This window comes from Streptomyces sp. NPDC005574 (assembly GCF_040605435.1).
Taxonomy (GTDB): domain Bacteria; phylum Actinomycetota; class Actinomycetes; order Streptomycetales; family Streptomycetaceae; genus Streptomyces.
Map to the genome: position 1 here is coordinate 25878 of NZ_JBEXCW010000051.1, position 17880 is coordinate 43757.

General features: G+C 71.4%; 18 protein-coding genes and 1 pseudogene. 11 read left to right on the forward strand and 8 right to left on the reverse strand.

Going from position 1 to position 17880, the window contains the following annotated elements:
• Nucleotides 1–12: 12 nt before the first annotated feature.
• Nucleotides 13–1542 (reverse strand): S8 family serine peptidase, encoded by a 1530-nt coding sequence (locus tag ABZT03_RS27500; protein WP_356043924.1) that lies wholly within the window; start codon nucleotides 1540–1542, stop codon nucleotides 13–15.
• 251 nt (nucleotides 1543–1793) lie between these two features.
• On the opposite strand from ABZT03_RS27500, the gene ABZT03_RS27505 reads away from it, so the two are divergent.
• The 3 genes from ABZT03_RS27505 (at nucleotide 1794) to moaA (ending at nucleotide 4914) form a co-directional block, all read left to right on the forward strand.
• Nucleotides 1794–2150 carry a DUF485 domain-containing protein gene (locus ABZT03_RS27505; RefSeq protein ID WP_356043926.1) on the forward strand — a complete coding sequence of 119 codons (357 nt, stop codon included), beginning with the start codon at nucleotides 1794–1796 and terminating at the stop codon, nucleotides 2148–2150.
• Nucleotides 2147–3766 carry a cation acetate symporter gene (locus tag ABZT03_RS27510; RefSeq protein ID WP_356043928.1) on the forward strand — a complete coding sequence of 540 codons (1620 nt, stop codon included), beginning with the start codon at nucleotides 2147–2149 and terminating at the stop codon, nucleotides 3764–3766. Before ABZT03_RS27505 ends, ABZT03_RS27510 begins: the two co-directional genes overlap by 4 nt.
• A gap of 158 nt (nucleotides 3767–3924) precedes the next feature.
• Nucleotides 3925–4914 (forward strand): GTP 3',8-cyclase MoaA, encoded by a 990-nt coding sequence (moaA, locus tag ABZT03_RS27515; RefSeq protein ID WP_356043930.1) that lies wholly within the window; start codon nucleotides 3925–3927, stop codon nucleotides 4912–4914.
• A 38-nt stretch (nucleotides 4915–4952) separates the two neighbouring features.
• On the opposite strand, the gene ABZT03_RS27520 is transcribed toward moaA, so the two are convergent.
• The gene (locus ABZT03_RS27520) at nucleotides 4953–5171 is read right to left on the reverse strand and encodes a hypothetical protein (protein ID WP_356043933.1); all 219 of its coding nucleotides are present in this window, start codon (nucleotides 5169–5171) and stop codon (nucleotides 4953–4955) included.
• Nucleotides 5172–5440: 269 nt separating this feature from the next.
• Entirely contained in the window at nucleotides 5441–5869 is a 429-nt protein-coding gene (locus ABZT03_RS27525) for a DUF3099 domain-containing protein (protein ID WP_356043936.1), read from the reverse strand.
• Nucleotides 5870–6127: 258 nt separating this feature from the next.
• On the opposite strand from ABZT03_RS27525, the gene ABZT03_RS27530 reads away from it, so the two are divergent.
• The gene (locus ABZT03_RS27530) at nucleotides 6128–6403 is read left to right on the forward strand and encodes a GlsB/YeaQ/YmgE family stress response membrane protein (RefSeq protein ID WP_356043938.1); all 276 of its coding nucleotides are present in this window, start codon (nucleotides 6128–6130) and stop codon (nucleotides 6401–6403) included.
• Nucleotides 6404–6465: 62 nt separating this feature from the next.
• On the opposite strand, the gene tyrS is transcribed toward ABZT03_RS27530, so the two are convergent.
• The 3 genes and pseudogenes from tyrS to ABZT03_RS27545 all read right to left on the reverse strand — a co-directional run.
• On the reverse strand, nucleotides 6466–7734 hold the full coding sequence (gene tyrS / locus ABZT03_RS27535; protein ID WP_356043941.1) for a tyrosine--tRNA ligase: 1269 nt from the start codon (nucleotides 7732–7734) through the stop codon (nucleotides 6466–6468).
• A 57-nt stretch (nucleotides 7735–7791) separates the two neighbouring features.
• A complete protein-coding gene (locus tag ABZT03_RS27540) occupies nucleotides 7792–9114 on the reverse strand; it encodes a metallopeptidase TldD-related protein (RefSeq protein ID WP_356044011.1) in 1323 nt (440 codons plus the stop codon).
• 3 nt (nucleotides 9115–9117) lie between these two features.
• Nucleotides 9118–10019 (reverse strand): annotated as a pseudogene (locus tag ABZT03_RS27545) (DNA gyrase modulator); the annotation flags it as partial.
• 251 nt (nucleotides 10020–10270) lie between these two features.
• On the opposite strand from ABZT03_RS27545, the gene fabG reads away from it, so the two are divergent.
• From fabG to ABZT03_RS27560, 3 genes are all read left to right on the forward strand, one after another.
• A complete protein-coding gene (gene fabG / locus ABZT03_RS27550) occupies nucleotides 10271–10990 on the forward strand; it encodes a 3-oxoacyl-[acyl-carrier-protein] reductase (protein WP_356043943.1) in 720 nt (239 codons plus the stop codon).
• 5 nt (nucleotides 10991–10995) lie between these two features.
• A complete protein-coding gene (gene fabI, locus ABZT03_RS27555; RefSeq protein ID WP_356043946.1) occupies nucleotides 10996–11763 on the forward strand; it encodes an enoyl-ACP reductase FabI in 768 nt (255 codons plus the stop codon).
• 177 nt (nucleotides 11764–11940) lie between these two features.
• The gene (locus tag ABZT03_RS27560) at nucleotides 11941–12294 is read left to right on the forward strand and encodes a hypothetical protein (protein WP_356043948.1); all 354 of its coding nucleotides are present in this window, start codon (nucleotides 11941–11943) and stop codon (nucleotides 12292–12294) included.
• Here ABZT03_RS27560 and ABZT03_RS27565 read toward each other — a convergent pair.
• Nucleotides 12269–12964: a FadR/GntR family transcriptional regulator gene (locus ABZT03_RS27565; protein WP_356043951.1), complete on the reverse strand. Its 696-nt coding sequence runs from the start codon at nucleotides 12962–12964 to the stop codon at nucleotides 12269–12271. The genes ABZT03_RS27560 and ABZT03_RS27565 overlap by 26 nt on opposite strands.
• Before the next feature lie 70 nt (nucleotides 12965–13034).
• On the opposite strand from ABZT03_RS27565, the gene ABZT03_RS27570 reads away from it, so the two are divergent.
• The 4 genes from ABZT03_RS27570 (at nucleotide 13035) to ABZT03_RS27585 (ending at nucleotide 15551) form a co-directional block, all read left to right on the forward strand.
• Nucleotides 13035–14369, forward strand: coding sequence for a CynX/NimT family MFS transporter (locus tag ABZT03_RS27570; RefSeq protein WP_356043954.1), 1335 nt, complete (start codon nucleotides 13035–13037; stop codon nucleotides 14367–14369).
• 48 nt (nucleotides 14370–14417) lie between these two features.
• Nucleotides 14418–14534 (forward strand): SGM_5486 family transporter-associated protein, encoded by a 117-nt coding sequence (locus ABZT03_RS27575; protein ID WP_356043957.1) that lies wholly within the window; start codon nucleotides 14418–14420, stop codon nucleotides 14532–14534.
• Between the two features lie 192 nt (nucleotides 14535–14726).
• The gene (locus tag ABZT03_RS27580) at nucleotides 14727–14933 is read left to right on the forward strand and encodes a hypothetical protein (protein ID WP_356043960.1); all 207 of its coding nucleotides are present in this window, start codon (nucleotides 14727–14729) and stop codon (nucleotides 14931–14933) included.
• Between the two features lie 99 nt (nucleotides 14934–15032).
• Nucleotides 15033–15551, forward strand: a complete 519-nt coding sequence (locus tag ABZT03_RS27585) for a histidine phosphatase family protein (protein ID WP_356043963.1) — start codon at nucleotides 15033–15035, stop codon at nucleotides 15549–15551.
• A gap of 1053 nt (nucleotides 15552–16604) precedes the next feature.
• Here ABZT03_RS27585 and serB read toward each other — a convergent pair.
• On the reverse strand, nucleotides 16605–17813 hold the full coding sequence (gene serB / locus ABZT03_RS27590; RefSeq protein WP_356043966.1) for a phosphoserine phosphatase SerB: 1209 nt from the start codon (nucleotides 17811–17813) through the stop codon (nucleotides 16605–16607).
• Between the last annotated feature and the right edge of the window lie 67 nt (nucleotides 17814–17880).

Below are 17880 nucleotides of genomic sequence, written 5' to 3' on the forward strand. Positions count from 1 at the left end.
GGACCTACGTGATCAGCGCACCGCGTCCAGAGCGTTGACGATGCCGAACCCGTAGAACCCGTTGACGCGCTTGACGCCCTTGCACACGGCGTCCTGCGTGCCGTCGCCGTCCTGGTCGTACGACGCGGGGCAGCCGGGGTTGTCCGCCTGCGCCTTCAGCAGCAGCTGGAGCTGGGCCGGGCTCGCGTAGGGGTGCGTCGACTTCAGCAGCGCCGCGACGCCCGCCGCGTGCGGCGAGGCCATCGAGGTGCCCTGGAGGAAGCCGTACGCGCCGTTCGGCAGCGTGGACAGGATGCGGCCGTCCTTCGAGGGCGTGTCCGGGATCTGGTAGCGCCGGTCGCCACCCGGTGCCGCGACGTCGATGACGCCCTTGCCGTACGAGGAGTAGTACGACTTGACGTTGTCCACGCCCGTCGCGCTGACCGTGACGACACCGGGCAGCTGCGTCGGCACGTCGAAGCACTCGTGCGGGTCGACCGTCCGCTCGGAGGGCGTGCCGTCGTCGGGGCTGCTGGCGTCGCTGAGCGCGTCGGAGTCCAGGTCGTCGGCGGAGTTGCCCGCGGACGCGAGGTTCAGGGTGCCCCGGTGCTGGGCGTACAGCTGGGCCCTGTTGACCGCGTCAACGATGGCCCGCTGATCGGGGTCGTCCATGCAGTTGTACAGCCACGGGTCGACGTAGTAGCTGTTGTTGGTGATCTCGACGCCGTGGTCGGCGGCGAACACGAAGGCGCAGACGACGCTCTCCGGGTAGAACAGCCCGTTGTCCGGGTCGCTCACCTTGATACCGGCGACCTTCACGCCCGGGGCCACCCCCGCGACGCCGATGCCGTTGCGGGCCGCGGCTATCTCACCGGCGACGTGCGTGCCGTGGTAGTCCGCCGCGGTGTACGGACGCCAGGCGCCCGCACTGGTGTCCGCGACACCGCCGACGCAGTTCGCCGACTGGCTCGCGGAGAAGTTCGGGGCGAGGTCGGGGTGGGTGTCGTCGACGCCGGTGTCGATCACGGCGACGGTCACCCGGGGGCTGCCCGGGTTGATCCTGGCGGCCTTGTCGGCACCGATCGCCCGCAGGTCCCACTGGTCGGCCTCCAGCGGCTCGCTCCCGCCCGCCGTGGCGGAGGCGCTCGCCACCTTCGCGGCCTCCGCCTTCGACAGGAGCCGCGCCGCGCCCTCCTCGGTCGTGCCGGCGGCGGCCAGCGGCGCGGTGCGGGTGGCGCCCGCCGACTGCACCCCGCGCACGGCCCGGATCCGCGTGCCGAAGGCGGGGTCGGCCGAGTGCGCGACGATCACCCCGATCCTGTCGTACGTCACGACGACCGTGCCGCCGGCCGCGGTCACCGCCTTCTTCACCGACTCGATCGTTCGGTGGTCCACCTTGGTGTTGACGACGTACGCCAGGCTGGGCGCGTCCGCGGTCTGCGCCGTGCCCCGCGCGTGCGGGGCGGCCGAGGCCGCCGCCGGCAGGAAGCCGAACGAGGCCGTGAGCGACAGCACCACGGGCACGGCGAGCGCGAGGCGGCGGCTGGAACGCAGATGAGCCATGGGGTCTCCACATCATCCGGAAACGAAAGCTGCCCTCGGCACAGGTGGTGCCTGGGCAGGTACATGACGGGTGGTGCAGCCCGAAGCTATCCTCCCCGGCCGCTGGCCAGCAATGACTTCCCGGCGGTGACTTCGGAAACAGGACACGGGAGTTGAACCGGTTCCCACCTCGCGCCGTGACCTCCGACAGGGAGCACGGACCCGCGCCCCCGTCCGCCGACGCACCCGTATCCGCAACGCGAGGAGACTCCGTGGCCACCGACGCACCGCCCCCCTCGAAAGAGCAGCACGCACCACCCTCCGCGCAGGAGTACACCGAGGTGCACGAGAGCGCGGAGTTCGCCGAACTGCGCCGCACCCACCGCTCCTTCGCCTTCCCGCTGACCTTCGCCTTCATCGCCTGGTACCTGCTGTACGTCCTGCTGTCGAACTACGCGGGCGACTTCATGGGCACCAAGGTGGGCGGCAACATCAACATCGCGATGGTCCTCGGCCTCGCCCAGTTCCTCACCACGTTCCTCATCGCCTGGTGGTACGCGCGACACGCCGCCGCCAAGCTCGACCCCAAGGCGGAAGCCATCAAGTCCCGGATGGAGGACGGCGCATGAGCCCCGCGATCACCCTGGCCGCCGGCGAGGCCAGTGAGCACCGCACCCTGATCATCATCCTGTTCTCGGTGTTCGTCGCCGCGACCCTCGTCATCACCGTGTGGGCCGGCCGCCAGACCAAGGACGCCGCCGACTTCTACGCGGGCGGACGGCAGTTCACCGGCTTCCAGAACGGCCTGGCCGTCTCCGGCGACTACATGTCCGCCGCGTCCTTCCTCGGCATCGCGGGCGCCATCGCCCTGTTCGGCTACGACGGCTTCCTCTACTCCATCGGCTTCCTGGTCGCCTGGCTGGTCGCGCTGCTGCTGGTCGCCGAACCGCTGCGCAACTCCGGCCGCTACACGATGGGTGACGTCCTGGCGTACCGGATGCGCCAGCGGCCCGTCCGCACGGCCGCCGGCACCTCCACCATCGTCGTGTCGATCTTCTACCTGCTGGCCCAGATGGCGGGCGCCGGCGTCCTGGTGTCCCTGCTGCTCGGCATCACCAGCGACGCCGGCAAGATCGGCATCGTCGCGCTGGTCGGCGTGCTGATGATCGTGTACGTCACGATCGGCGGCATGAAGGGCACCACCTGGGTCCAGATGGTCAAGGCCGTGCTGCTGATCGCCGGCGCCCTGCTGCTGACCTTCCTGGTCCTGCTGAAGTTCGACTTCAACGTCTCCGACCTGCTCGGCTCGGCCGCCGACAACAGCGGCAAGGGCACGGCGTTCCTGGAGCCCGGCCTCAAGTACGGCGCGACCGGCACCACCAAGCTCGACTTCCTCTCCCTCGGCCTCGCCCTGGTCCTCGGCACCGCGGGCCTGCCGCACATCCTCATCCGCTTCTACACGGTCCCCACCGCCAAGGCCGCCCGCAAGTCGGTCATCTGGGCCATCGGCCTCATCGGAGCCTTCTACCTGATGACCCTCGCCCTCGGTTTCGGCGCCGCCGCGCTGATCAAGCCGGACGAGATCATCGCCTCCAACAAGGCGGGCAACACGGCCGCGCCCCTGCTCGCCCTCCACCTCGGCGGCGTCGACTCCGGCTGGGGCGCGATCCTCCTGGCCACCATCTCGGCGGTCGCCTTCGCCACCATCCTCGCGGTCGTCGCCGGCCTGACCCTGGCCTCGTCCTCCTCCTTCGCCCACGACATCTACGCGAACGTCATCAAGAAGGGCGCGGCCACCGAGAAGCAGGAGATGACCGCGGCCCGCTACGCGACCGTCGGCATCGGCGCCGTCTCCATCCTGCTGGGCGCCCTCGCCCGCGACCTGAACGTCGCCGGCCTGGTCGCCCTCGCCTTCGCGGTCGCCGCCTCCGCCAACCTGCCGACGATCCTCTACAGCCTCTTCTGGAAGCGGTTCACCACCTCCGGAGCCCTGTGGTCGATCTACGGCGGACTGGTCACAGCGGTCGGCCTGGTGCTGTTCTCGCCGGTCGTCTCGGGCAAACCCTCGTCCATGTTCCCGGACGTCGACTTCCACTGGTTCCCGCTGGAGAACCCCGGCATCATCTCGATCCCGGTCGGTTTCCTGCTCGGCGTCCTCGGCACCCTGCTGTCCAAGGAGGAGCCGGACACGGCCAAGTACGCGGAGCTGGAGGTACGGTCCCTGACCGGCACCGGAGCGCACTGAGCCGCCCCGCCCGAGGCACCCCGGGCGCGGCCGTCTCGTAGGGATCTACGGCACGGCCGCGCCCCGCCTCGTGCGATCGGCCCCTGACCTTGTCGGAGGAGTCACGTAGGCTCGCAGATGGGAAAGACTTGCGAGCCGCTACGAGGGAGGGGGCCCACGTGCTCATCGACACCTACGGCCGGGTGGCCACCGACCTGAGGGTCTCACTGACCGACCGGTGCAACCTGCGCTGCACCTACTGCATGCCCGAGGAGGGACTGCAGTGGCTCGCCAAGCCGGACCTGCTCACCGACGACGAGATCGTCCGGTTGATCGACATAGCCGTCACCTCCCTCGGCATCCGGGAGGTCCGGTTCACCGGCGGTGAACCCCTGCTGCGTCCTGGCCTGGTCGGCATCGTCGAGCGGGTCGCCGCGCTGGAGCCGCGCCCCCGGATGTCCCTGACCACCAACGGCATCGGCCTGAGGCGCACGGCCGCCGCCCTGAAGGCGGCCGGCCTCGACCGGGTCAACGTCTCACTGGACACCCTGCGCCCCGACGTGTTCAAGACCCTCACCCGCCGGGACCGCCACAAGGACGTCCTGGAGGGCCTGGAGGCCGCCCGCGAGGCGGGCCTGACCCCCGTCAAGGTCAACTCCGTGCTGATGCCGGGCCTGAACGGCGACGAGGCCCCCGAACTGCTGGCCTGGGCGGTCGAGCACGCCTACGAGCTGCGCTTCATCGAGCAGATGCCGCTGGACGCCCAGCACGGCTGGAAGCGCGACGGCATGATCACCGCGGGCGACATCCTGGCCTCCCTGCGCACCCGCTTCGACCTCGTCCCCGAGGGCTCCGAGGAACGCGGCTCGGCCCCCGCCGAACGCTGGATCGTCGACGGCGGACCGCACCGCGTCGGTGTCATCGCCTCCGTCACCCGGCCGTTCTGCGCGGCCTGCGACCGCACCCGCCTCACGGCCGACGGCCAGGTGCGCACCTGTCTGTTCGCCCGCGAGGAGACCGACCTGCGCGCCGCCCTGCGCTCCGACGCCTCCGACGAGGACATCGCCCGCGTATGGCGGCTGGCGATGTGGGGCAAGAAGGCCGGCGCCGGCCTGGACGACCCGTCCTTCGTGCAGCCGGACCGGCCGATGTCGGCGATCGGCGGCTGAGGGCGGTCCGTGATCGATCCCGGTTCCGGGTCTTCGGCTCAGGACGCGGTGGGCGCTTCCCACTCCGTGAACCTGACGACGTCCTTCAGAAACCCCCGGACGTCGAGGAACCGGGACAGGTGCTCCCGGTGTTCCTCGCACGCCAGCCACGTCTTGCGGCGCTCCGGTGTGTGGATCTTCGGGTTGTTCCACGCGAGGACCCACTCGGCGTCGGCACGGCAGCCCTTGGCGGAACAGATCGGGGTCTCGTCACTCACGGGTTCGACTCACAGACGGGGTGCGCGGCACGCGGTACGCGGCGGAGAAGTCGGTGAACAAGGCGACGCCGAGCAGCCACGGGGGGAGCTGCCCGGCGTCGGTCTGTCGCTCCGACGGGGGATGCGGAGCGCCTACGAAGTATGTCACGGGTAACCCGCCGCCCGGCACCGGAACAACATGATTGATCTGAGCTTTTCTTGAGCTTTGTGTGGAGTCGACTTCCGTTTGTGACCCCTCCACGAAGGGGTCACGAGGGGGCCGTCGAAGATCACGTCCGGTCGTCCGGAGCGCTCCGCGAGGCCGTTCCCGCACCACCCGCGGCATCCTCCGAAGAGGGCGCGGTGTCCCTTTCGTCCGGGCGGGACGAAGTGACCCGGCCACCGACCGGAAGGGCGGGCGGCGTCCCCAGCCGGCTCGCCGCGCTCGCGAAGGCCGAGGGGAGCGACGGCGCGTTCTCCCGGCCCGCGTTGGCGATCACCACGGAGATGTAGGGCAGGACCGCTCCGAGCACCAACGCCACGATGGCGACGTGCCGTTCGACGTTCCAGAGCGCCACGGCGAGGATGACCGACAGCGTGCGGATCGACATGGAGATGACGTACCGGCGCTGACGGCCGCGCACGTCCTCCTGGAGCCCCGTGCGGGCCCCGGTGATCCGGAACACCTGTGCGGCGCCGTCACCATGCTGCTTCCGCATCACAATCCACCATCCACCCGCGTCGGACTCGCCCGGCCCGCCGGCACACGCCTCCGGCGGGGAGGCGGACCCTGGACCAATTCCACGGTACGCCGCACCTGCGCCGCCTGGGAGACCGGGGCACCCACCGTCCGGGCAACGGGCCCGCGCCGGTCCGTCCAGCGCCGGGCGCCGGATGGCCGTACCCGACATGCGCCGCAGGGCGGACGGTCCGAGACTTGGCCTAGTGCTCACATGGAGCCGTAAGAGGAGGCAGGCATGGGCTGGTTGTGGGCGATCATCGTCGGATTCGTGCTGGGGCTGATCGCGAAGGCGATCCTCCCGGGCAAGCAGCACAGCCCGCTCTGGCTGACGACGATCTTCGGCATGCTGGGCGCCATCGCCGGCAACGCGCTCGCCCGCGCCTTCGGCGTCGAGGCGACCTCGGGCATCGACTGGACCCGCCACCTCTTCCAGCTGGTGGCCGCGATCATCATCGTCGCCGTGGGCGACATGGCGTACATGGCGGTCCGGGGCAACAAGCAGCGGACCTGAGCACCGACGGGCTGACAGCGCGAGGGGCGGCCTCCCCTACGGGAAGCCGCCCCTCGCCCGCGTCAGGCGCCGGTGACCTCCACCGCGGCCAGGTTCTTCTTGCCGCGGCGCAGCACCAGCCACCGCCCGTGCAGCAGGTCCTTCTCGGCGGGGACCGCGTCCTCGGCGGCGACCTTGACGTTGTTCACGTAGGCGCCGCCCTCCTTGACCGTGCGGCGCGCGGCCGACTTGCTGGCCACCAGGCCGACCTCGGCGAACAGGTCGACCACCGGACCGAGCTCGGCCACCCGGACGTGCGGTACCTCGGAGAGGGCCGCCGTCAGCGTCCGCTCGTCGAGCTCCGCCAGCTCGCCCTGGCCGAACAGCGCCCTGGACGCGGCGATCACCGCGGCCGTCTGCCCGGCGCCGTGCACCAGCGTGGTGAGCTCCTCGGCCAGCGCCCGCTGCGCGGCCCGCGCCTGCGGCCGCTCCTCCGTCTGCCGCTCCAGCTCCTCCAGCTCAGCACGGGAGCGGAAGGACAGGATGCGCATGTACGTCGAGACGTCCCGGTCGTCCACGTTCAGCCAGAACTGGTAGAACGCGTACGGCGTCGTCATCTCCGGGTCCAGCCAGACCGCGCCGCCCTCGGTCTTGCCGAACTTGGTGCCGTCCGCCTTGACCATCAGCGGCGTGGCCAGACAGTGCGCCTGGGCCTCCGGCTCCAGCCGGTGGATCAGGTCGAGGCCCGCCGTGAGGTTGCCCCACTGGTCGCTGCCGCCCTGCTGGAGCGTGCAGCCGTAACGGCGGTACAGCTCCAGGAAGTCCATGCCCTGGAGCAGCTGGTAGCTGAACTCGGTGTAGCTGATGCCCTCCTGGGACTCCAGGCGCCGGGCGACGGAGTCCTTGGTCAGCATCTTGTTGACCCGGAAGTGCTTGCCGATGTCCCGCAGGAACTCGATCGCCGACAGACCGGCAGTCCAGTCCAGGTTGTTGACCATCACCGCGGCGTTCTCGCCCTCGAAGGACAGGAACGGCTCGATCTGCCCGCGCAGCCGGGTCACCCAGTTCGCGACGGTCTCCGGGTCGTTCAGCGTGCGCTCCGCCGTGGGGCGGGGGTCGCCGATCTGGCCGGTCGCCCCGCCCACCAGCGCGAGCGGGCGCAGACCCGCCTGCTGGAGGCGGCGCATGGTGAGCACCTGCACCAGGTGGCCGACGTGCAGACTGGCCGCGGTCGGGTCGAAACCGCAATAGAACGTGACGGGACCGTCCGCGAGCGCCTTGCGCAAAGCGTCCTCGTCAGTGGACAGGGCCCACAGCCCACGCCACTTCAGCTCGTCGACGATGTCCGTCACGGTTCTCGTATCTCCTCGGATGACTTTCGGGCGGTCGGCTGACAGCCGACTACGAGGTTATACGCCCTGGCTGACAGAGCTCATATTGAAATCCGGGATGCGCAGCGCGGGCATCGCGGCCCTGGTGAACCAGTCGCTCCACTCCCTCGGCAGGGTCTTCTCCGTCCGGCCCGCCTCCGTCGCCCGGCCCAGCAGGTCGACCGGCGACTCGTTGAACCGGAAGTTGGTGACCTCGCCGCTCACCTCGCCGTTCTCGACCAGGTAGACACCGTCCCGGGTCAGGCCGGTGAGCAGCAGCGTCGCCGGATCCACCTCGCGGATGTACCAGAGGCAGGTCAGCAGCAGCCCGCGCTCGGTGCTCGCGACCATGTCCTCCAGGGAGCGGTCCTCGCCCCCGGTCAGGATCAGGTTGTCGATCGCCGGTGCCACCGGCAGGCCGGTGAGGGCCGCGCCGTGCCGGCTGGTCATCAGCCCGGCCAGCTCGCCCTCGCGCACCCAGTCGGTGGCCGTGAGCGGCAGCCCGTTGTCGAACACCGACTGGTCGCCGCCGGAGGAGTGCGCGAGCACGAACGGCGCGGACTCCAGGCCCGGCTCGTGCGGATCGCTGCGCAGGGTCAGCGGCAGCTCGGTGAGCCGCTCGCCGACGCGCGTGCCACCGCCGGGCTGGGAGAAGACCGTACGGCCCTCCACCGCGTCCCGGCCCGACGCCGACCACATCTGGTAGATCAGCAGGTCCGCGACGGCCGTCGGCGGCAGCAGCGTCTCGTACCGGCCCGCCGGCAGGTCGATCCGCCGCTCGGCCCAGCCGAGGCGCAGGGCCAGTTCCGCGTCCAGCGCGGCCGGATCGACGTCCTTGAAGTCCCGTGTGGAGCGCCCCGCCCACGCCGACCGCGTCCGGTCGGGGGACTTGGCGTTGAGCTCCAGCGTGCCGTTGGGCTGGTCGTGCCGCAGGCGCAGCCCGGTCGACGTACCGAGGTAGCTGGAGACCAGTTCGTGGTTGGCGAAGCCGTACAGCTCACGCCCGCCCGCACGCGCGCGGGCGAAGGCCTCGCCGAGGGCCGGGGCGAAGTCGCCGAACACGGCCGAGGTGGTCTCGGCGGGCGCGTCCGTGAAGTCGGGCGCCTGCGGCACGCCGGTGACCAGCGGCTGCGCGTCCTCGGCGGGGCCGGCGGAGCGCGCGGCGGCCTCGGCCGCCCGCACCAGCGGCTCCAGCTCGTCGGCGGTCACCGCCGAACGGGAGACGACACCGGAGGCGGTGCCCTCCTTGCCGTCGACGGTGGCGATGACCGTGAGCGTGCGCCCGCGCGTGACTCCGTTGGTGGTCAGCGCGTTGCCCGCCCAGCGCAGGTTCGCGGTGGACTGCTCGTCGGCGATCACCACGCAGCCGTCGGCCCGGGACAGTTCGAGGGCGCGCTCGACGACCTCGTGCGGCTTGGGGGTACGCGCGCTCATCGGCCGGCCTCCTGCGTGGTGTTCAGAATGTTGACGCCCTTGAAGAGGGCGGACGGGCAGCCGTGCGAGACGGCGGCGACCTCGACGCTCGGGGCCCGCATCTTCTCGGCGAGGAGTTCGGGGATCCGCTCCAGCTCGCCCTCCCAGTCCCAGCCGGTGCCCGTCAGGTACTCCCAGCCGCGGCCCACCGGCGGCGCGATGGTCCGCATGGAGTCGAATTCGCCGCTCGACTCGTCGACCGACACGGCGGTCAGCTGCGGATGCAGCCGCACCCGCTGCTGCGTGGTCACCGTGCCCGCGGTGTCCGCGTAGAACTTGTTCTCGTGGACGGTGAGCAGCGAGGCGTCGACGTGGTTGACCCCGTCCGCCGCCAGCAGCCGCGCGCTCCACTCCGCGAGCAGGGCGGACTTGTCCTCGTCGGGCACGGAGAACGGGTCGATCTCGTACGACGAGATCCACGTCCGGTCGGCGTGCACGGGCTCGCCGGCCAGTTCCACCCGCTCGTCGGAACCCGCCGCCCTGATCACCTGGGCGGACAGCTTGGCCATCTGCACGGCCTGCGAGGCGACCTTCGCGGCGGCGTCGAGGGTGAGGTCCACCCCGGAGGCGAAGCCCCACGTCCCGCCGTGCACGACCCGCACCGCGTACCCGAGATCGGTGGTGTCCGACGACCCGGCGAGCCGGGCGTCCCGCAGCCGCCAGGACGCGCTGCGCACCCGCTCGAACCGGAAGTCGGCGTGCTCCGCGCCGAGGGCACGCGCGCGGGCGAGAGCGGCGTCGGCGAGGGCGCGCAGGGGTAGGGCCGTGAAGGCTTCGTCGATGGTATGAGACACCGAGGTCTCTCCTTGTTGTCGTGACCTGTGACCTGTGGTTGCCCCGATCATGTCGCGCGGGCGGGCCCGCGGACCACACGTTCGGGTCGCCCGTCGGCAACTTTCTGTAGGGATCCGACAGTGAGTCCCCCGAGCCACTGTCGGTGCCCGATTCTCCGTCGGCGCTTCGGGACCGATAGGTTTTTGAGGAAGCCGCCTGTCACCCAGCTGTCCGGGCGGGTGCGTCCGACCGCTATCGAAAGGGTGATCTGTTGAGCCGCTCGGTTCTCGTCACCGGAGGCAACCGGGGCATCGGCCTCGCCATCGCCCGCGCATTCGCCGACGCCGGCGACAAGGTCGCGATCACATACCGCTCGGGTGAGCCGCCGGCCGCCCTCGCGGAACTCGGCTGCCTGGCAGTCAAGTGCGACATCACCGACACCGAGCAGGTGGAGCAGGCATACAAGGAGATCGAGGCCGAGCACGGCCCGGTCGAGGTCCTGATCGCCAACGCGGGCATCACCAAGGACCAGCTCCTGATGCGCATGTCCGAGGAGGACTTCACCTCGGTCGTCGACACCAACCTCACCGGCACCTTCCGCGTCGTCAAGCGCGCCAACCGCGCCATGCTGCGCGCCAAGAAGGGCCGTGTCGTCCTCATCTCGTCGGTCGTCGGGCTGTACGGCGGCCCCGGCCAGGCGAACTACGCCGCCTCCAAGGCCGCCCTGGTCGGGTTCGCCCGGTCCCTCGCCCGTGAGCTGGGCTCGCGCAACATCACCTTCAACGTCGTCGCGCCCGGTTTCGTCGACACCGACATGACCAAGGCGCTCACCGACGAGCAGCGCGAGGCCATCGTGAAGCAGGTACCGCTCGGCCGGTACGCGCAGCCCGAGGAGGTCGCCGCGACGGTGCGGTTCCTCGCCTCGGACGACGCCTCGTACATCACTGGAGCCGTCATTCCCGTTGACGGCGGACTGGGAATGGGTCACTGATCACCATGAGCGGAATCCTCGAGGGCAAGCGCGTCCTGATCACCGGAGTGCTGACGGAGTCCTCCATCGCCTTCCACACCGCCAAGCTGGCCCAGGAGCAGGGCGCGGAGATCATCCTCACCGCGTTCCCGCGGCCCACGCTGACCGAGCGCATCGCCAGGAAGCTCCCCAAGCCCACCAAGGTCATCGAGCTCGACGTGACCAACGACGAGCACCTCGGCCGGCTCGCCGACATCGTCGGCGAGGAGCTCGGCGGTCTCGACGGTGTCGTCCACTCCATCGGCTTCGCGCCGCAGGACGCACTCGGCGGCAACTTCCTCAACACGCCGTTCGAGTCGGTCGCCACGGCCATGCACGTCTCGGCGTTCTCCCTGAAGTCGCTCACCATGGCCTGCCTGCCCCTGATGCAGAACGGCGGCTCGGTCGTCGGCCTCACCTTCGACGCGTCCTTCGCCTGGCCGCAGTACGACTGGATGGGCCCGGCCAAGGCCGCCCTGGAGGCCACCAGCCGCTACATGGCGCGTGACCTGGGCAAGCAGAACATCCGCTGCAACCTGGTCTCGGCGGGCCCGCTCGGCTCGATGGCCGCCAAGTCCATCCCGGGCTTCAGCGAGCTCGCCTCCGTCTGGGACAACCGCGCCCCCCTGGAGTGGGACCTCAAGGACCCGGAGCCGGCCGGCCGCGGTGTCGTCGCCCTGCTGAGCGACTGGTTCCCGAAGACCACCGGCGAGATCGTCCACGTCGACGGCGGGCTGCACGCCGTCGGTGCGTGACCCCTGCCGTACCGGCTCAGGCCGACCGTTCGAGGGCCCGCGTCCAGCCGGACGCGGGCCCTCGGCATGTCACCCGGACGGCCCACCCGCCGGGCGGGAGGACGGTGCGCACCGGCACGCTGGAGCAAGCGTCCCTCGCGTGTTCCCCCTCCCCAGTACGGCCGAGGAGGTCCCCTTGTGCGCCTGTCCCGAAGCCTGGCCTCAGTGACCGTCGCCGTCGCGCTCGTGATGTCCCTGCCGTACGGAGCGATCCCCCACGCGCGCGTGGGCACCGGCGGACCGCACAACCCCGAGCCCTTCGGCGCCGCGTGCCGCACCAGCGTCCTCGGCTCCCACGTGGTCGCCTACTGCCACAACCCCTACGTCGACACCGACCGGGTGAGCCTGCACGTCGAGTGCGACCGCTGGTGGGACCTCGACACCGACAGCGCCCCGGTGGAGGCCGGGCCGGCGACGACCGTACGGCTCACCGGGCGCTGCTGGAAGGAGGTCGCCTCGGCGTGGGTCAGCCACCAGCGGCGGGCGAGCTGAGCCGGCCGGGGCGGCACCGCAGCGGATAGCTGGCGCCCTCCGCCGCCGCCCCCGCCGCGTCGCCCGCGCGGATCGCGTCGACCACCCGTGCGTGGTCCATGCGGGTCTCCGGCGTCAGCTCCTCGCCGACGTCCGCGCGCAGCCAGTCCCGCAGCACCTCGCCGAGGTCGGCGTACATCGCCGACATCACGTCGTTGTGGGACGCGGCCACCACCGCCAGGTGGAAGGTCGCGTCCGCGGCCACGAACGCCTCGGTGTCACCCGACTCCCACGCCTCCTCACGCCGTACCAGGAGGGTGTCGAGCTGTTTGAGGTCCTTCTCGGTGCGCCGCTCGGCGGCCAGGCGCGCGGCGGTCGACTCCAGCGTGGAGCGCAGTTCCGCGATGTGCCGCGGGTCCGCGTCGGCGAACCGGCGGTGCATCACCCCGGCCAGCTCGCTGGTGGCCGCGACATACGTGCCGGAGCCCTGACGGATGTCCAGCAGGCCGTTGTGGGCGAGCGCGCGGACGGCCTCGCGGACGGTGTTGCGGGCGACGCCCAGCTGCTCGACCAGCTCGGGTTCCGTCGGGATCCGGGAGCCGACCGGCCACTCGCCCGAGGTGATCTGGTTCCGCAGCGCGGCGATGACCTGTTCGGACAGCGCCGAGCGGCGGGGATGGCTCAGAGGCATGGCACACCTTCGCACGGGCGGGGCCGGATCGGACGACACGGGGATGGACAACCAATCATCCCATGATTCTATGATGGGCCCCATGGCACGTGAGGAGACCCGGACCACGACGTCCGCACCCGGCCCCGTCCCGGCGGCGCGCAGTACCCCCGACCCCGCCCCGCGCGCGCGGCCGGCGGCCTGGACGACGAGACTGCTCGTCGTCGGCATCGTGCTGTCCGCCCTCAACCTGCGGCCCGCCATCACCAGCCTCGGCGCCCTTCTCGAAGAGGTCCGCGACGGCCTCGGCATGAGCGGCAGCGTCGCCGGTCTGCTCACCTCCGTGCCTCCGCTCTGCTTCGCCGTGTTCGGCGTCACCGCACCCCGCCTGGCCCGCCGCTTCGGGGCCGGCGCGGTGGTCTGCGCCGGCATGGCCGCCATCACCGCAGGCCTGCTCATACGCCCCTACGCGGGCGGTACGGCCGGCTTCCTGGCCGGCAGCGCCCTCGCGCTCATGGGCATCGCGGTCAGCAACGTCCTGATGCCGGTCATCGTCAAGCAGTGGTTCCCGGACCGGGTCGGCTCCATGACCGGCCTGTACTCGATGGCCCTGGCCCTCGGCACCGCGAGCGCGGCGGCGGTGACCGTGCCCATGACGAGGGCGCTCGGCGGCAGTTGGCAGTCCGGCCTCGCGGTCTGGGCGGCCCTCGCGGCAGCGGCCGTACTGCCCTGGGTCCCGTTCCTGCGACACCGCGCCGCGCCCGCCGAACGGCCCGGGGGACGGCGTCCGGCCGGGCCCGGCGAGGGCGCCGGGAAGCCCGGACAAGGTGCGGGCGCCGCGCTGCGGATCAGCCGGAGCCGTACCGCCTGGGCGCTCGCCGTGTTCTTCGGGCTCCAGGCCACCGCCGCCTACATCACGATGGGCTGGATGCCGCAGATCTTCCGGGACGCGGGCGTCTCCGCCGGCACCGCGGGGCTGCTCCTGGCCGTCACCATGGTGATGGGCGTGCCCCTGGCCTTCGTCATCCCGCGCGTCGCCACCCGGCTGCCCCACCAGGGCCCGATCGTGCTCGTGCTCGGTGTCTGCGGCCTCGCCGGATACGCCGGCCTCTACTTCGCGCCGGCCGGCGGGGCCTGGGCCTGGGCGGTGCTGCTCGGCGTCGCCAACTGCGCCTTCCCGCTGGCCCTGACCATGGTCGGCATGCGGGCCGGGACCGGCGCGGGCGTCGCCCAGCTGTCGGCCTTCGCGCAGAGCACCGGCTACCTCATCTCGATCCCGGGGCCGCTCCTGGTCGGCGTGCTCTACCAGCACAGCGGCGGCTGGGGTGCGCCCATCGCGCTGATGGCCGCCCTGATGATCCCGCAGATGGCCGTCGGCGTCCTGGCGGGCCGCGACCGCATGGTGGAGCAGGAGGCGGCGCGCTGACGTGCCCCCGGCGCGGTCGGTGCGGCCGGCGGGTGCGAGACTTGGCGTATGCCAGTGCTCGATCCGAACCCCCAGAACGGCCAGAAGAAGATGCTGCTCGTCTTCGGCGCGTTCTTCGCCATCTTCGTGATCATCGCCGTCATCGCGTCGATCGCCTCGCCCTGACCGGACTCGGACCGGCCCCGCGCCGGACCGGTGGTGGGGTTAGCCCCCCAACCCCCTAGGGGGTGAGTGTCAGGGTCAACTGGGTGGATCTCCGGATGGGTTGAGACCCCCGGATTCCGTAGCTTCGAGATGTGGCCGCGACGGACGGACACGGATCTCGACCACGGACCACCCCGACCCGCGGAGGCACTCATGTCGGCCCCTACGCACACCAGGCCCCACCCGGCTCCCCGGGGCGGCGTCGACATCCGGCTGCCCTGGTGGGCCCTGGCGCTGCCCGCGCTCGCCTTCATCACGCTCCTCGTGCTGATACTGAACCCGTCCGACGCGCAGGCCGCGACCGGTGACCCCGCGATCACCCAGGTCTTCCAGCGCCTGCAGGAGCTGCTCGGCCGCTGACCTGGTGTGCCGGGCCCGTCCCCGTGATCACCTCGCACCGGTGAAGCCGCATGTCAACTCCCTGCGCCGCATGGCGTGTTTCATGCGAAGCTGGGTGTTATGAGCGTCGCAGAACCCCGCAAGATCATTGTCTTCCGGCATGCGAAAGCCGACTGGCCAGAGGTCCCCGACCACGAGCGGCCGCTCGCTGAGCGGGGCCGCCTGGACGCCGCGGTCGCCGGACGCAAGCTGGTCGACAGCGGTATGCCCATCGACCTGGCCCTCTGCTCCACCGCGGTCCGGACCCGGGAGACCTGGAAGCTCGCCGTCCACGAGCTCCCGCACCGGCCGAAAACCGTCTACGAGGAGCGGATCTACGAGGCCTCGCCCGGTGAGCTGATCGCCCTCCTCAACGAAACCCCCGACGACGCGCAGGACGTGGTCCTGATCGGCCACAACCCCGGCGTGCAGGGTCTCACCGACGTCCTGGCCGGCTCGGCCGAGGGAGACGCCCGCGAGCGGATGACCAGCCGCGGCTTCCCGGCCGCGGCCTTCGCCGTGCTGTCCTTCGACGGCCCCTGGAAGAGCCTCGAACCGGGCGTGGCGAGACTGACGGACTACTGGGCACCGTCGGACTGACGGGGCTGGGCGGTCGGTTCCGGCGGCGTGAGCGTGGGTGCCCGCCGGTTGCCCATGCGTGGGGTGGGGTGCGGCTCTCGGGCGGGGTGCGGCTGTGAAGTCGGGCGTGGCGACGGTGGCCGGTCCTGCCGGGCGTGGCGGACGGGGGTGGGTTTCGGCTGGGCCGTGCCACCACCGGGTCTCCATCGTTCCCATCGTTCCGTACGGTCCTGCCAGGTCGGCCGGTCTCCGCCGGCTCCTGCCCGGTTCCGCGAGGTGCGCCGGTCTCCACCGGGTTCCGCCGGGTCTCCTCCAGCTTCCGCGCGGTCGCGCCGTGCCTTCAACGGCTTCTGTCCTGTCACCGGGGCGCCGCTGTCCCCCGGCTCGACCCGGGCCGGCAGGGTTTCCATCGGGGTGCCGGCTTCCACTGGCCTCCGGGCCGTCCCGGCGAGTCTTCACCGGCTTCTGTCCTGTCACCGGGGTCGCTGGTGTCTACCGGCTTCCGGCCTGGCTGGCCGGGTCTCCACCGGGCCGCCGGTTTCCACTGCCCCCACCCGGTGCGGCGGGATCCGCCGGCTTCCGAGCGGTCGTGCCACGTCTTCATCAGCTTCTGCCCCGCCACCCGGGGGGATGGTATCCACGGGCTCCTACCAGGCCCGCCGGGTCTCCGCGGGCTCGGGCTGCTACCCGGTCCGACGGGGTCCGCCGGGTCTCCGCGGGCTCGGGCTCCTACCCGGTCCGACGGGGTCCGCCGGGTCTCCGCGGGCTCGGGCTGCTACCCGGTCCGACGGGGTCCGCCGGGTCTCCGCGGGCTCGGGCTGCTACCCGGTCCGACGGGGTCCGCCGCGTCTCTGCGGGCTGCTGACCGACCCACCGGGTCCGCCGGTCTCTACCGGTTTCCGCCCGGGTCCACCGGGTCCACCGGCTCCAACCCGGCTCCGCCGGTCTTCACCGATCCAACCCGCTCCCGGCACCCACTCCCGGCCCCCGGAGCCCCCTCCACCTGCTTTCTACGGCATGCCGGTCCACACCGCCCCCGGTCGGCCGCCACCGCCACACCCACCCCGCGAGGGCTCAGTCCTCCACGTGTGCGTCGGCCGCCTCGACCTCTTCGCGGGTGACACCCAGCAGGTACAGGACGGTGTCCAGGAACGGGACGTTCACCGCCGTGTGCGCGGCCTGCCGTACCACCGGCTTGGCGTTGAAGGCGACCCCGAGGCCCGCCGCGTTCAGCATGTCCAGGTCGTTCGCGCCGTCGCCGATCGCGACCGTCTGCGAGAGAGGGACACCCGCCTTGGCGGCGAACCTCCGCAGCAGACGCGCCTTGCCCGCCCGGTCCACGATCTCGCCGGTGACCTTGCCCGTCAGCTTCCCGTCGATGATCTCCAGCGTGTTCGCCTGGGCGAAGTCCAGCCCGAGCCGCTCCTTGAGATCGTCCGTGACCTGGGTGAACCCGCCGGAGACGACGCCGACTTGGAAGCCGAGCCGCTTCAGCGTGCGGATCAGCGTGCGCGCGCCCGGGGTCAGCCGGACCTCGCTGCGCACCTTGTCCACCACCGACGCGTCCAGCCCCTCCAGCAGCGCCACACGCGCGTGCAGCGACTGCTCGAAGTCCAGCTCCCCGCGCATGGCGGCCGCCGTCACCTCGGCGACCTCGTCCTCGCAGCCGGCGTGCGCGGCGAAGAGCTCGATCACCTCGTCCTGGATGAGTGTCGAGTCCACGTCCATGACGACCAGGCGCTGCGCGCGCCGGTGCAGGCCCGCCGCCACGACCGCCACGTCCACGCCGACCTCCGCCGCGCCGGTCACCAGCGCGGTGCGCAGCGGCTCGGTCTCCACGCCGGACACGGCGAACTCCACAGCCGTCACCGGGTACTTGGCGAGGCGGAAGATACGGTCGATGTTGCCGCCGGCCTTGGTGATCCTGGCGGCGACGGCAGCCGTGGCCTCGGCGGTCAGCGGGTGGCCCAGCACGGTGACCAGGGAACGGCCGAGTCCGCGCGGCCGGTTGTCGCCCCGGCCGGAGATGATCTCGGCCTGCATCTTCACCGACTCCGCCCAGCTGTGGACGGTGGAGCGCAGGTCGCCCTCGAGCCCCTGCGGGGGCTCGGTCACGAGCGCGCACAACACCATCCGCCCCCGGGTGACGACCTGCTCGATGTCGACGACGTCGACGGAGAAGGCCGCGAGGGTGTCGAAGAGACCGGCCGTGATGCCCGGCGTGTCCCTGCCGAAGATCTTGACGAGAAGAGTGGGTACGTCGGAGGTCTGCGAAGCGTTCATGGTGTTCTCACCGTATCCGGCACGCAGTGCCTCACGCGCGGGCGGTCCGCCTGACGGACACGGAACA

Excerpts from the sequence above, each read along its gene's own strand:
- ABZT03_RS27500 (WP_356043924.1), bottom strand. The coding sequence starts at position 1,542 with ATGGCTCATCTGCGTTCCAGCCGCCGCCTCGCGCTCGCCGTGCCCGTG.
- ABZT03_RS27510 (WP_356043928.1), top strand. The coding sequence starts at position 2,147 with ATGAGCCCCGCGATCACCCTGGCCGCCGGCGAGGCCAGTGAGCACCGC.
- ABZT03_RS27525 (WP_356043936.1), bottom strand. The coding sequence starts at position 5,869 with ATGCGGAAGCAGCATGGTGACGGCGCCGCACAGGTGTTCCGGATCACC.
- ABZT03_RS27530 (WP_356043938.1), top strand. The coding sequence starts at position 6,128 with ATGGGCTGGTTGTGGGCGATCATCGTCGGATTCGTGCTGGGGCTGATC.
- fabI (WP_356043946.1), top strand. The coding sequence starts at position 10,996 with ATGAGCGGAATCCTCGAGGGCAAGCGCGTCCTGATCACCGGAGTGCTG.
- ABZT03_RS27565 (WP_356043951.1), bottom strand. The coding sequence starts at position 12,964 with ATGCCTCTGAGCCATCCCCGCCGCTCGGCGCTGTCCGAACAGGTCATC.
- ABZT03_RS27570 (WP_356043954.1), top strand. The coding sequence starts at position 13,035 with ATGATGGGCCCCATGGCACGTGAGGAGACCCGGACCACGACGTCCGCA.
- ABZT03_RS27575 (WP_356043957.1), top strand. The coding sequence starts at position 14,418 with ATGCCAGTGCTCGATCCGAACCCCCAGAACGGCCAGAAGAAGATGCTG.
- ABZT03_RS27580 (WP_356043960.1), top strand. The coding sequence starts at position 14,727 with ATGTCGGCCCCTACGCACACCAGGCCCCACCCGGCTCCCCGGGGCGGC.
- ABZT03_RS27585 (WP_356043963.1), top strand. The coding sequence starts at position 15,033 with ATGAGCGTCGCAGAACCCCGCAAGATCATTGTCTTCCGGCATGCGAAA.
- serB (WP_356043966.1), bottom strand. The coding sequence starts at position 17,813 with ATGAACGCTTCGCAGACCTCCGACGTACCCACTCTTCTCGTCAAGATC.